The organism is Methanomassiliicoccales archaeon (assembly GCA_038850735.1).
Classification (GTDB): Archaea; Thermoplasmatota; Thermoplasmata; order Methanomassiliicoccales; family JACIVX01; genus JACIVX01.
Window position 1 is genome coordinate 1 of record JAWCLO010000010.1, and the last position, 14090, is coordinate 14090.

General features: G+C 42.3%; 12 protein-coding genes and 1 tRNA gene. 6 read left to right on the plus strand and 7 right to left on the minus strand.

The annotated features are described in order from the left end of the window. Positions 1–599: 599 nt before the first annotated feature. Positions 600–702, minus strand: a tRNA-Ser gene (locus QW087_06745). 132 nt (positions 703–834) lie between these two features. Between QW087_06745 and QW087_06750 the strand changes: the two genes are divergently transcribed. The 3 genes from QW087_06750 (at position 835) to QW087_06760 (ending at position 4245) form a co-directional block, all read left to right on the plus strand. Further along, positions 835–1059 carry a MoaD/ThiS family protein gene (locus QW087_06750; GenBank protein MEM2944418.1) on the plus strand — a complete coding sequence of 75 codons (225 nt, stop codon included), beginning with the start codon at positions 835–837 and terminating at the stop codon, positions 1057–1059. A 373-nt stretch (positions 1060–1432) separates the two neighbouring features. Continuing rightward, positions 1433–2707 carry a DNA primase DnaG gene (gene dnaG / locus QW087_06755; GenBank protein MEM2944419.1) on the plus strand — a complete coding sequence of 425 codons (1275 nt, stop codon included), beginning with the start codon at positions 1433–1435 and terminating at the stop codon, positions 2705–2707. Beyond that, the gene (locus tag QW087_06760) at positions 2683–4245 is read left to right on the plus strand and encodes an ATP-binding protein (protein ID MEM2944420.1); all 1563 of its coding nucleotides are present in this window, start codon (positions 2683–2685) and stop codon (positions 4243–4245) included. Before dnaG ends, QW087_06760 begins: the two co-directional genes overlap by 25 nt. On the opposite strand, the gene rimI is transcribed toward QW087_06760, so the two are convergent. From rimI to QW087_06785, 5 genes are all read right to left on the minus strand, one after another. After that, positions 4242–4688 (minus strand): ribosomal protein S18-alanine N-acetyltransferase, encoded by a 447-nt coding sequence (rimI, locus tag QW087_06765; protein ID MEM2944421.1) that lies wholly within the window; start codon positions 4686–4688, stop codon positions 4242–4244. The genes QW087_06760 and rimI overlap by 4 nt on opposite strands. 1 nt (position 4689) lies before the next feature. After that, entirely contained in the window at positions 4690–6822 is a 2133-nt protein-coding gene (locus QW087_06770; protein MEM2944422.1) for a phospholipase D-like domain-containing protein, read from the minus strand. 179 nt (positions 6823–7001) lie between these two features. Further along, positions 7002–7682: a triose-phosphate isomerase gene (gene tpiA / locus QW087_06775; protein MEM2944423.1), complete on the minus strand. Its 681-nt coding sequence runs from the start codon at positions 7680–7682 to the stop codon at positions 7002–7004. Continuing rightward, positions 7672–8814: a fructose-1,6-bisphosphatase gene (locus QW087_06780; protein MEM2944424.1), complete on the minus strand. Its 1143-nt coding sequence runs from the start codon at positions 8812–8814 to the stop codon at positions 7672–7674. Before QW087_06780 ends, tpiA begins: the two co-directional genes overlap by 11 nt. A gap of 142 nt (positions 8815–8956) precedes the next feature. Beyond that, positions 8957–9187, minus strand: coding sequence for a ferredoxin (locus tag QW087_06785; protein ID MEM2944425.1), 231 nt, complete (start codon positions 9185–9187; stop codon positions 8957–8959). 166 nt (positions 9188–9353) lie between these two features. Here QW087_06785 and aspS point away from each other — a divergent pair, with 166 nt between their 5' ends. The 3 genes from aspS (at position 9354) to QW087_06800 (ending at position 12591) form a co-directional block, all read left to right on the plus strand. Further along, entirely contained in the window at positions 9354–10673 is a 1320-nt protein-coding gene (aspS, locus tag QW087_06790; protein MEM2944426.1) for an aspartate--tRNA(Asn) ligase, read from the plus strand. A gap of 110 nt (positions 10674–10783) precedes the next feature. After that, a complete protein-coding gene (locus QW087_06795; GenBank protein MEM2944427.1) occupies positions 10784–12010 on the plus strand; it encodes a hypothetical protein in 1227 nt (408 codons plus the stop codon). A 44-nt stretch (positions 12011–12054) separates the two neighbouring features. Next, positions 12055–12591, plus strand: a complete 537-nt coding sequence (locus tag QW087_06800) for a RusA family crossover junction endodeoxyribonuclease (GenBank protein ID MEM2944428.1) — start codon at positions 12055–12057, stop codon at positions 12589–12591. Positions 12592–12777: 186 nt separating this feature from the next. On the opposite strand, the gene QW087_06805 is transcribed toward QW087_06800, so the two are convergent. Beyond that, on the minus strand, positions 12778–13968 hold the full coding sequence (locus QW087_06805; protein ID MEM2944429.1) for a DUF438 domain-containing protein: 1191 nt from the start codon (positions 13966–13968) through the stop codon (positions 12778–12780). Positions 13969–14090: the final 122 nt, after the last annotated feature.

Sequence of the window (14090 nt, forward strand, 5' to 3'; positions counted from 1 at the left end):
CAGCAGGAAACGGGTCAAAAAAAAGACCAATGCTTGCATTCAATTAAGCTCATTTTGAAAACAACTGAAGCAGTTAATAGACATTCAAACGCTAAAAGCTGGATATCCAAAAGAGTGCCATGCTCACTTTGATATCCAGCCCAAAATAGGTAAATGAGTTCGATCGACCTTTTGTAAAAGTTAGTAAATTTCTTGAATTCTAAACACGAGGATAAATCTCGAAAAACTCTGTTAATCGTGTAATTGAAAGTTAATTGCTCTGCTCACGTGGTTGATTTGCAGATTTTTATTAGAAAAGTAAAGGTTTATTTCTGTGCTACTGCAAGAGCATACCAAGACACTTCGTTATTACAAGATATATTGAACTTTTCTAGCTTCTATCGCATCTCGATCTGGAGTATTTCATTCCTGGTATCATAAAATGACATTATCCACCACCGATATACCGAATAAAAGACTAAGTGCGAGATCAAATAGATAAAATTGCCATCAAGTAAAGGATCATTTTCCTTTCGTCTTATCAAATTCGAATTTCAAGCAGATCTGTTTGCGGTACTTGTCAATGAGCTCGGGTATATTGAGTTCACACACAGCTTAAGCGCCGAGGAGGAGATTTGAACTCCCGAGGCGGTGACCGCCAGTAGCTCACTCAGGCATCTAGCCACTCGAGGCTACCGCCTTTCCGGACTAGGCTACCTCGGCGTTGCGAAAACGCAAATATGATTCCGTTATTTTTATCTTTACTCAAATCTGATGTTCAAAATTCAAATTATTGCGATGTTTAAATGCAAAAGAGATTTAATATGGTACTAGTTCAGATGTGTTGTGAAAAAAATGGAGCAGAAAATCTTGGTCACAGTTGTGACAGGTAGAGCCGAACACGAGGGTCAGAGAATTTTAGAAGTAGCGGAGGGTTCCACGATTGAGGAAGTCGTTAGACGCCTAAATCTACTTCCCGATGAGTGCATCGTGATGAGAAATAGCGTTCCTGTGCCTTTGACTGAAGAACTTCACGATAAGGATTTAATTAGAATAATACGAGTCGCTTCAGGAGGATAGCCTATTTCAAAACTTGTATCTCTTTTCATTTATCGTCTCGAATTTCGAAAACTTCATTTGATTTTTATGTCTATCAAATGGGCACGCTGATTCGTAGTTTTGTTTTAGAAAAAGATCGCAAGGTCGAAAAATATTTAAATGGCAATAGAGTGTAGTGGATTGGAAAAACGGGCAGGGCCCGTTTCCTCACATAATCACTGTCATCCATTCATCGTATCCTATTAGGATGGTTAAAAGAATGGTTAGCAAGGATAAATTAGAATCTAAATCACAAGTAAGTATACTACTTCGTAGTGGATGCAAAGAGTGATTCCAAGGATTGGTGCCCCCTGTTTTTCCAGAAAAATAAGGAGTTAATTACGAGGTGATCTTGATGAACATTGATCCGAGCACCACCAAGTATCTGATCAAGGCGAGACTGCAGGCGGATGGTATCGTTGAGAAGCCTGATGTGGTGGGGGCTATTTTCGGCCAAACTGAGGGACTGCTGGGAGATGAATTAGATCTTCGAGACCTCCAAAAAAGTGGCCGAATCGGGCGAATAGAGGTGGAAGTAAGTTCTCGTCAGGGTAAATCTGAGGGAGATATTCTAATTCCTTCAAGTCTTGACCAAGTCGAAACGGTTATTCTTGCAGCAGCACTGGAAACGATCGATAGAGTTGGACCGTGCAAGGCGAGAATCAGCGTTGAATCGATTGAGGATGTTCGAATTACAAAGAGAGCAAAGATTATTGAGAGAGCCAAGGAACTGCTTTCAGATCTCATACGACAATCGAAAAGCACGGGTATTGACCTCACCGAGAGTGTTCGTCAATCCGTTCAAGCTGAGGAAGTAATATACTACGGCAAAGAACGCCTTACAGCGGGTCCAAGTGTACCCGATTCTGATGCAATTATTGTTGTAGAGGGTCGATCCGATGTTCTCAATTTGTTAAGAGCTGGGATAAAAAATGCTATTGCGGTCGAGGGCACGAATATTCCGAAGACTATAAGCGATCTTTCAAAGGAGCGGATAGTTACAGCATTTGTTGATGGGGATCGTGGAGGCGAACTGATTCTTCGAGAACTCTTCCAGGTGGCAGAGGTTGATTTTGTCGCTAGAGCTCCAAGAGGTCAGGAAGTAGAGGAGCTTACCCAGAAACAGATCATGAAATGCCTGAGAAACAAGATACCAGCAGAGCAGTATATTGAAATGTACGGTCTCGGCGGTGAAACCGCACAGATAAATTCAGTTCATCACTCGGCAATAAAGTCTGAAAAAATTGAAAGACTTGACAGAGGCGAAAAATTTGAAGTTATTCAAGAGCACGAAGCTATTGATGAGAGGTCAGTCCAGGGAAAGAAAAAACTATCACCGGCACAGCAGAGGTACAAAGAGATCCTCTCAGAGTTGTCATCAACGCTCAACGCGAGACTCCTCGATAGCAATGGAAACGTCATTAAAGAAGTTCCAAGTAAAGACCTCGTTAATGTACTTAAGGAAGACACTAAGGATGTGGCAGCGATTGTCTTTGATGGAGTTATTACGCAAAGAATTCTAGACCTGGCGGCAGAAAAGAAGATTCAGACTGTAATAGGTACAAAAATGGCAAATGTGACGAAACAGCCAATATCTGTTGATGTATGGACAAAGGACGATCTGAGCTGATGAAAACAGAAAAGATTGATATGAGATGCGAGCCAGATTTAGGCTCGATCGAAACAACTGCTGATATACTTATTCCAAATGACCCTTTGATGAGAGTTATTGGGCAGGAAGATGCGGTGAAAATTTCAAGGGTTGCAGCTAAACAACGAAGACACCTTCTTCTGGTGGGTCCTCCTGGAACCGGTAAGTCTATGATAGCACAAGCTCTTGCACTTCACCTTCCCAGACCTACGGAGGAGATCAGAGTTGTTCACAACCCTGAGAATCCCGAAAGACCTCTTATAGAAGTGAAAAAGGCTGAAGAAGTGAGACGGGAAATGGAATCAAAAGAATCTGCTGAAGGAGAGCTCATCAGCCCAAAGGATGCGCCTATCAATGTCGCAGAAAAACTTGGTTATCGATGCAAGAACTGTGGTACTTATTCGTCGCCTCGTGACCGCTATTGTCCTCATTGTCAAAGGCTAAAACTAGGAGATGGTGTCAGCGGCAATCCGTTTGGAGATCTTATCGGAGGAATCTTTGAAGTAACTATAGGAGCAGCTGGTATATCTGGATTTCCAGGAATGAATGATCGAGTAACAACGACAAGAAAGCGTTTCGGTAAGGAAGAAGTTATCGTATTTGAGCGCTGTGGAGAGATGATAAGAGTCCTCGACCAAGAGGCGTTGGAAAGAAGAAGAGAATTCGAGAAAGTAAGCCCACGCAAAGTTCTTATTGCACTGGAACGAAATCCATTTGTGCTAGCTACGGGAGCAAGTGAAACGGAGCTTCTTGGAGATGTGAGACACGATCCATATGGCAGTCACCCATCACTTGGCACACCTCCTTACGAGAGGGTCATTCCTGGCTCCATTCATGAAGCGCATGAAGGAGTACTATTTATTGATGAACTGCCTCATTTAGGACAGCTCCAGAGATACATTCTCACGGCAATGCAGGAAAAAAGATTTCCAATATCTGGTCGAAATCCTCAAAGTGCAGGAGCAAGCGTAAAGGTAGACAACGTGCCTTGTGATTTTATCTTTGTCGGCGCATGCAATATTCAGGATCTTGACCAGATTCTCTCGCCACTTCGTTCAAGGATCGCTGGGAACGGCTATGAAGTCTTAATGGAAACGACAATGGATGACAATGAAAGTAATAGAGCGCTGATCGCACAATTCATCGCCCAGGAAATTTCAATGGACGGTCGCATTCCGCATGCATCTCGTTCTGGGATTAAGGCGATTATTCACGAAGCCCGCAGGCGTGCAAAGATCATAGATGGTAAGGCGAATGCGCTTACCTTGCGGCTCAGAGAACTCGGAGGGCTGATTCGATCAGCTGGCGATCTTGCGGTTATCAATGGCGATACTCTTATAGAAGAAAGGCATATTAAAGCTGCATTAAAATATTGCCGTCCAGTTGAAGAGCAGATAAAAGATAAATACGGTACGTTTCAGAAAGGTCTATCTGCGGATATAACAACGTCTCAAAAAGAACGTTCACCGTATTATTTCTGGAACGAGCATTACGATCAGGACCAGATGTTTTTCTAGAGAAACAGTTGCATCTTATAAGCGCTTTCTCCATCAGAATAATATCCTGATATTTCCCCCGAGATTTCAAATCCGAGCTTTTTATATAGATTGATCGCGACGAGGTTGCTTTTTCTAACTTCAAGGGAAATACACCGAATTCCGCTGACTGCACATACTGAACGGAATTCATTTAAAAGCATTGTACCAAGACCTTTTCTCCTGAGATCTCTTCTCACCACCAACATGAGTATCCGCGCTTCTATTTTTGTGATATTGAGGCCAAGAATAAAACCCAAAACCTTCCCGGATTCTTCGGCGATTATAAAACCGTCGGGCCAGTAAGAATGTATATTTAGGAATAAGTCAGGTGAATAGCGTTCTCTCAATTCGGTGCAAGCAAGATCGTACACTTCTCTGAGATCTGTAATGGAGAAGCGTCTCAGTTTCAACAACTGAATCATATCATCTATTCCGCTTAATTTTTTTGCAGATTGCAAGAAGACTACCACAAGAAAATACTGCCACAATGATCTTAAGGATCCAGTCTGCGAAAATATGATTTTCTGGTATTGTTGCATTCACTAGGATCGTGACGTTAGCGCTATTTCCATATGCATCGATGACAGTAAGTAGAATAAGATGTCTTCCCGGCTCGAAGGCAACAGGCCACTTTGCGCCCTGCCATTCGATGCTGCCATCCATATTGAGGTCCCAAAGATATTTGTCAATCCAAGAATTATCATGGGAATTCGATGCATCCATTATTAAGTAGACACCTGCAGTGATGTTCAAGTATGCTCCATTGGTCACTATCACTGGGGGATACGGATCGATGTTCCAGTCTTCCCAAAAGATTTTTGCAAAAAAATCAGCAACTTCTTTTGATTCGATAATAGCGCCAACCTCTCTGTTGTCGAAAAAGGAGTTGTTTACCCAGTTCATGCTCGATACCACAACATAATCATCCACGACCATTCCTTTATTGTGAAGCACCGTGAATCCGTGGTATGGCGATAGCGCCCTAGCCTCAAAATCGCAATAGGACGAATTTGCGAACTCATTGAGTTTTTCGATGATCAACGCGTGATTTCCTGGGATAACGTAATTAAACCAGGATGCGTCAAGAAGGATCCTTACATGCACTCCCCGTAATGCCGCATCTTTCAAGGCATAGATGATCTCACTATTTTGTAACCATGATAATTCGCAAGAAAATTGTTCGACAAGAATTCTCGATCTTGCATTTTTGATCAGGTTTATTAACAATGGTATAGTAAAGTCTGGAGAGATCAGAGGTTGAATCTCTCCTCTAAATACTTGGATCTTTTCAAGTTTGCTTATGTCATCAATAGATCTAAAGCCTTCATCGACTGTTTTTGGATGATCATCTAATTCATCAATCTCTTTACCAAGGAACTCCGATGCGTCTAGGATATCGAGACTTGAAAGTCGAAAATCTTCCTCAAAAACGGTGGAGAAATAGGCTGCAATGGATCGATTCTCAATGACAACTCCCCATCCTCTGTTCTTATCAAGCCCTTCAGTTACCCAATTGTCCGACATGATTAAGACTCTTCTGCTATCGAGAACTGCATACTTGCAGTGAAGAAATCTATAGCGTTTGTAGCCATCAACAGAAAATAGAAGGTGGATTTCTGCACCGGCTTTTGAAAGATAAGAGATATAATTTCGTGCTTCACTCGACAAGCCTCCGACAGGCTGTCCTTCGAGTAAGATCGACACATTGACCCCTCTCTCAAGGCAATTTCGTAACTCACTGATTATTAGGGGGTCATCCATCATATAGAGAGCTATTTTGACAGATTCCACTGAAAATTGTAACTCTCTGATGATGCGTATTCTTGCATGTTCAGGCGATGTAAAGGGCTCGATGTTCGCATCGCATTGAAAGGGAATGAAAGACGATCTTCCAGGAGAACTGCATTTCCAGTCTCTTGAAGTATTTGTATCCTGCAACCCATTATTTCGCACCAGGACCTCCCGTTTACCGCATGTATTTACCGGTTCGCCTGCCCAACCTTGATCTTGGTAATGAGAATCTCCATAAATGATAGCATCGATGATATTTCCATAAGCATCAAGGAGCAAAACCTCGTCTCCAGTATCGGCCAATTGAAATCGTCCAGAAGCCTTTAACACTTCCTTACCTATTTCCATAATCTTTTTTGATGGATATACTGATTCAATTAGAGTCTTATTCTGCGTTACAATAATTTCCTCGCCCTCTTTGAGAACTGTATTGGTTATGAAGATCAATTTTCCTTCGTTATCCGTTATTGACCAGTTTTGGATCGAAAGATTGTCGCAAAAAATCTTTATGACGACATACTCACAAAGAAACGAAGGTGCAATTTCTATCAATAGAGAAGGAAGCTCAAAGGGATTTTTCATGTGAGAGCCAGTCGCATTTTGGGTGTTGATGGTTAAGAATGTTTGATCTAATTCCGATGTTGAAATTTCATGAGCATTACCAAGAGGAACAATCAGTATTTGCTCTGCAGGAGATGATGAGAGGCCAAAAACCATAAGGGGGAGGAGGACAGAGGTGATAGCACTCTTCAGGCCTCTCATCATAAGAGAAAAACATCTCTCATGTATAAACGAAAAATCTCTACAATTAGTATATGCTTCCGCTCGGTGAGAACAATTCTATCCTAATTATATAAAAAATTTGTCGCTATGAAACGATAGCGTGAAAACGAGAATGAATTTGATGAAAGGTTGAATAGGTCTTTGTTAGTCGCTGATGGTTTCTAGATGTACTTTAACAAATCCTCCAGAGTCCTCCTGATGTCTTTCGATTTTATGATTCCAGATGCAAGGAGTACTCCATCTGCTCCTAACTCAATTGCCCTTTTAACGTCCTTCCCAGTTTTCACGCCCGCCCCACAAAACACTGGAATTTGTTCATCCACTTTTCTCACCGATTCGACAGCTTTCGTTACGACGTCTGGTTTTGCAGTTGTGACAGAGACATTGCCGCCTATGAGCTGTGGTGGCTCTACGGCAATAAAATCTGGCCTGAAAAAAGCAATTGCACCAGCCGTTTCGGCAGAATCAGCGCAAGCGACGCTCTGCAGGCTTATCTCGTTACATATTGAAATTGCCTTCGCAAGGTCTGATAAAATCATTCTTCTTTCTGAATGGTTGAGTAATGTCCCCGCTCCGCCTGCTGCCTTAATAGACGACGGAGTAATTCTACCAGTCTGGGCACCGGCATCCAATGGATCGGCGTGCTGAGATAATACGGGTATATTAACTCGGTCGGCAATCATCGAGAGCTCTACTATTGGCGGGCAAACGCTGATGCAAACCCCGGTATTCTTTGAGACATCTTCGCAAATTTCCGCTATAAAAAGTGCGTTCTTTCCCTCGGCTTCTGAATATGATTTGAAGTTCACTATGACTGCAGGCGTCGAAATTTTAATCGACATCTATCATCCTGTCCTTCAGTTTCTTCAGAACAGAAGGTCTTGTAGTGTATTCCATTTCTTCTGGCGAAAGTATACCCGGCATAAACGGGCCGTGACCTCTCATGTAAATGCTTGCTTTTATGGCACGCCTTCTTGCCTCATCCCATACACTCCCAGCAAAGTAATCCACTGGTATATGTGCACCTGGTGGCGAACCCGGGTCTTCAAGTCCCTGAAATCTCCCGTTGTTTATTTGGAATCCAAGGCAAACTATACGAGGGGGTCCATCAAAAAAGGATGGATCCGAATCGTCAACAGAACATGGATACCATGCACCGTGATGAGAGCCTCTCATCCATCCGGCAACGAGCTGAGGGAACATGAAGGGCTGTAGAACTTCCCCAACGGCTGGCAAACCGCTCTGACAGCGTACTATCATGACAGGATCGTCTTTCCCGATGTATTTGCCAGCAGCGAAATTGAGTTTCTCAGTACTAACTACTGCTGCAATACCTATTTCTTCCAATTTGCTGAATACGCGCTTGATGGCGTATCTTGTGGTATCGCCAAGTAGGCTGAGAATGTCATAGCTTTCCTCTGGAGCACTCATCACGATCTTTTTTGATTCACAAACATCAACAATCTCAAAGCGAAATCCCATGTGCGCTCTTGGATCTATTACTAGCCCCGTCGTTGAAAATGGATCCATAAATATTCTTGTCAACGGAAGAGAAAAAGCTGACGGTTCTGTCTTATCTGCCATGAAAAAAAGAATAGGCTCAGAAACTCTCTCGATGAATTCCATTTCTGCAGCGCCTGGTCCAGCCCCCCTCACATTGCCACTAAAAGCGTCTTTCAATATATCTTGCCCAGCTGCGTAGAGTTTCATATTCTTCGCAACCTTTGAGGCTGCTTGAAAGGCATCCCATGCGAGGCCGTGAACTTCTCGATTGTTCTCACCCTTTCGATGACTCATGAATAAGTTGATATCGTCCCCAACCCTGGTAACAAAAAAATCCTCTATTACCCCGCTTTCAACTCCAGTTTTTAGTATCTCATGGCATTTTTCCATCATCTTCGGGTGGGGGCGTGAATGGCCGGCAACTGATCCTACATCGGCTTTGATAACAGAAATAGTCACTTTGTCTGTCATTTTTGATCCCAATCCTCTGAACCAGAATCGCAGATACCTCTAATAAAATATTTGCATGATGCAAGATTTTATTTGCAATCACGTCAAAAAGAAAAGGGAAATAGAAAACCAAGCTGTGCCAAAAAATGTTGAGCGAAGCGATTCAGTCTTCTAATACAATTATCGCATTCACAGGGCATGCTTCTGCTGCCCTCTTTGCGCATTCTTTAAGATCTTCAGGAATGACGCCTTGTCCAGGCTCTCCTGATCGATATTTCTCTTGGACATCAGATTGACCATCATCTCCTTCAACAAAGACCTCAGGACATTCTTCGTTATAGCAGAGTCCGCAACCAGTACACTCTTCTCTATCAATATCAACTTTCGGACACATGAGTGCCTTATTTGATCGCAATTGTAATATTATTTTCGGTCATCTCTTCGATGCTTGGTGTTTTGAACGGCGCCTTGATTCATCATCCGAAACTAGACGTTAACCAAGTCGCCCACGATCTCCATGATTTATATATCTCTCGCGTGCTTTTCCCGAAGGAATTACCATGGTTGCAACAAATTCTGAGAGGAATTCAAAGACGATTACGACGGAAGACTTTGGAAAGGAAGTGATCGTAAAAGGCTGGGTTCAAGAGATCAGAAATCTTGGTGGTATCTCTTTTGTCATCTTGAGGGATAGATACGGTCTCATTCAAATTACCATTCATAAGAAGAGTACCCCTCTATATCTATACGAAGCTCTCACAACAGTTCCTCGGGAATCAGTAATCCTTGTATCTGGAATAGTAAAAGAAAGCAAACAGGCAAAAAAGGGATACGAAATTATTCCGAAAAACTGCAAAATTCTCAGTGAAGCAAGAACTCCATTACCTCTTGGTGTGGTCGATAAGGTCAATGTTGAAGTGGAAACACGATTTAACAATAGGCATCTTGATTTAAGAAAACCAGAAATACGAGCCATTTTTGAAATTAAATCTATTGTGTTACGGAAAATAGACGAGTTCTTAAAAAGTAGAGATTTTGTTGAAGTATTCACTCCAAAAATAGTGGCCTCTGGCGCTGAAGGTGGTGCTACATTATTCCCAGTCCAGTACTTCGAAAAAAAAGCATATCTTGCTCAGAGTCCGCAACTCTATAAACAAATGTTGATGGCAACAGGGCTTGATCGTGTGTATGAGATTGCACCAGCCTTTCGCGCAGAACCTTCTGATACTATAAGGCACGTCTCTGAATTCGTGAGTTTTGATGGGGAAATGGCATTCATCGAATCGCAACGAGACGTTCTCGACATGATTGAGGGTTGCCTGCAGCACGTAATCTCTGGTGTAATCGAATCATGCGGGAATTTGCTGGATTTGATCGGTTGCGCTGTCACATTACCAAGATCGCCTTATCCAGTAGTGACGTATTCACAAGCCGTCGATATGCTCTCATCTGAGGGAATGAATGTCGAGGAGGGTGAGGATCTTGGTACTGAAGGCGAGAAGTTACTCGGCGAAATTATGATGGCCAAAGGCTACGAAATGTACTGGATAATCGAGTATCCTGAGAAGTCAAAACCATTTTACATCATGGAAAAAGAAGGTACGGTTTTCTCTCATTCATTTGATCTTGATTACAAAGGACAAGAAATTGCATCCGGAGGACAGCGAGAGCACAGATATCCAAAGCTCATCGAGCGCATGGAGAAGAAAGGACTTAACATATCTTCTTTTGACTTCTACTTAAGTGCATTTGCCTATGGAATGCCTCCTCACGGTGGCTGGGGGTTGGGCCTTGAGCGATTCGTGCAAAAAATGCTGAACTTATCAAATATAAGAGAGGCGATCTTATTCCCACGAGACCGGAATCGTTTATCTCCATGATAGAACAGCTTAGATATCTGATTCTCCAATTGCCCAATGTAAAAGGCTTTCTCCGAGTAGGTAGGGTTCAAGGGGTCTGATTGGATTACCGCAATCATAGGTGGTTTGACTTGCTTCACGCCAATATGTTGCATAGATTTCTTTTAAGAATCAAATATAAATTGGCAGCGATCAAACCCGAGAAGAGAGCAGTAACAATTATTTTGATAGGTGTCATATATCTTGGCGGAATTATCGCCGTCGACCAGCTTTTTCTAAGGTCGCATCTATCAGAAATCATCGGACCCCCGCCCGATGTGCCATACTATCGCGAGAGGACCCAACTTGTCCTGGATGGCGGATGGTTATATCGTGATCTTTGGTGCGAATCCCCGCCATTGATCGTCTATTTGATGATTCCCCCCCAGTTATTTGGAGGAGATGACTGGGTCTACGAAGTATATTTTTCGCTGTTTCAGATTATCACAGCGCTTTCATTTTATTTTGGTTTGCGGAAGTGGGATGATTTCAAGGCCTTCTGCACAGCTTTGCTTTTTTACGCGGTACCGTATGAAACTGTCGAAGCGACATTCGGTATACAAGATGAGCCTGTAATCGTTTTTTTCTTCGTCATTTCATTGCTTTTCGCTCTTAATGGTCGTCTCAAGCTTGCTACAGCTTTGATGGTAATTGGCATCTGGACGAAAGTGTTTACGGCATTACTATATCCAGGTCTCTTTTTGAAGGCGAAGAATTGGAGGGAGAGGTTTATTCAGTTGACAATAATTATCGGAATCTCTATCAGTATTTCCCTTCCTTTTTTGATTGTTGCACCAGAACAATTCATCAATTTTCCGAGGTATTATTCATTAGAAGGAGGTGCTGGTCCTGCTGGAGGACATAGTATATGGGCATTTCTAGTCTTGGCAGGACTTTCCATTTCACGGACTATTCTTCTCACAATATTCTCTGTCGCAATGATATGTGCATTTCTGTATGCGATCAAGAAGAATCTTGGTTTTCTGAAGACGACACTACTTTTTTCCTTTTTTTTCCTGATTTTCTATCCCCGCGCTTTAACCGGATATTACGTTTTTCCTATTGCAATACTGCTTATTTGGGCAGTTGATAACAGATATATTGCTCTTCGTTGTTTTATTGCATACATCCCACTTTTTGCTGCACTAGCTTTCACAAAAAATAATGTTTTGGGAACAGCTCTATTTGATTTCCAATACAATTGGATCATCGGGCTTACACTCGTTTTGATGGGATTAATGGTGCTGGGCGATGCGATTAGAAGAGCACTGAAGCTCGACCCCTTTCCCGAGAAAAATAATAACGACATTCTTCAATAGGGTTAATCACGCAGAATTTATTATACGTCGGTGTGTGATGAATAATGGCTGGTCGGCAGAAAGGAAATGAAATCGAAGATCAGTGCTATATTCCAGGTCCAGCCGAAGATGCTGATCACTATATTCAACATGGTGAAGACGAGGACTGCATTGAGTTCTTTGTATGTGGAGATCCAAAACCACAAGGAAGTACTCGCTCATATTACTTGAAGAAAATCGACAAAGTTGTTACAATTCACGGCAACAAGGACACTCGAAGGTGGCAATTGAGGATTGCATCAGAGGCTCAGCATGCAAATGAGAGGAGAAATTTTTCATTTTATTCACCCGATCCGAACCTAGGTTATGAGGTCGAAGCAGAATTCATATTTCAACGGCCAAAAAGTCTTCCAAAAAAGATCAGTCTGAATACAAGAAGACCTGATGTCGACAAACTGGTGAGAACTGTTCTTGATGGACTTGCAAAGGTCTTGATTCCTGATGACTCTCAGGTCGTTGCGATCAGGACGCTGAAACGCTACGCAGTTGAGAATGAATCTCCAGGAGTTCGAATTACTGTCAGGAGACTCAGACATCAGTAGGACGGAGCCCTGAGATCTGCACTCATAGGGTTCATCACTTCCCACAAGGAATCAGCTGACCCTCTTCTCTTCATCTAGAATTTTTACCGTAGGCTCCGTCCTATTATTTCGAAAGTCTTTTCATATTTAGAAGTATTGTTTTTTCTGTTATAGCTAAGAGGATTTAGACTCTTTTTGTATAACTCTTCAATCAAGTAATCGCTTTTCCCCTTCAATTGCTTTAATAGGTGCGATATCCTGTGTCACTTCCAGGCACCCGAGATACTCATTATTTTTGTCTCTCACTGCAATGTATTGAATGTAAACATATTTCTGCCCCATTCTAATCCAGAATTTTGCCGAATCTCGAGACCCATTTCGGAAATCATTTAGAATCCTTTCAACAATGGAAACGCTCTTTTCTGGATGGCATTTCTGTACCTTGCGACCGATTATGGCTTTTGTTCTTGGAAAGATTCTATCAGGAGCTTGATTGAAATAGCGCACTGTGTCGTGATCATCAACGAATGTTATGTCGATGGGCAGACTGTTCATGATCCCTTCGAGCTGTTTAATCGAGAGTGTGCCCGTTTCTAGCAGAATGTCAGTACCTCTGATCTCCGTCGTCGAAATTTTGCGTCCCCCTTCACCAATTGCATGTGAGGGGGTGAATGAGCAATATCCGAGTTCATCCATAGATTCCTTGATACGAACCCATTCTTCCGAATCGATTAATTTGAAAGCAGTTGGAAACAGGATATTTTCTTCCTTATAAAAATGGGAGTTTATTAAACCAGAAAGAGATTTTAGCATCGATTTCAACTCATCGATGTCCTGAGGCTCGGTGATTTCCTGCGAAACGAGATTCGATATCCTCTTAATCAAATCCCTCTGCTGGTCGTGTTCAGACCACATTACAGATGGAGGCTTGGTTACACCATGTTTCTCGATAACTGGGAACAGCGCGTTTTCTTCTCTTATTTTGTGTTTGTTATACTCCTTGAGATCCCCAATCAGCTTCCGCAAACGATTCATCGTGTCCTTTGAGTCTTTCAAGTTTTCAAGTGATGGGATTATTCTAGAAATCTCGTCGACCAAATCCCTGACGTATTTGTGCTCCTCAATGAGGATGAAGATGGGATGACCTGGTCCAACGATGGTCTTTTCTGGTGACATTTCTGCTGAAACAGCTAAATGCACATCGCATAGTTTTTCGATGTCTTCAAGGGGAATTCCTTCTTTAACCAGCGAGTCTTCGATAACGGAGATATCTCCTCTATCTACCTTGGCCAGTGCTTCCTTAAATTTCTCCTTAACCTCATTTGGAGTCTTTCCTCTTTTCAACTCCTCTATTATTTCTTTTATTATTCTTTTTGCCGCCTCATCTTTATCGCTCATGTTGCATCCTTCCTTTTCACAATCCCCTTTTCGCAATCCTTATTTTAAAATAACATGCAAGTCAATCACTACAATGTGTTTGGTGTGCAGTTACGCGATGAATTAAACAGATGCATTTAAGG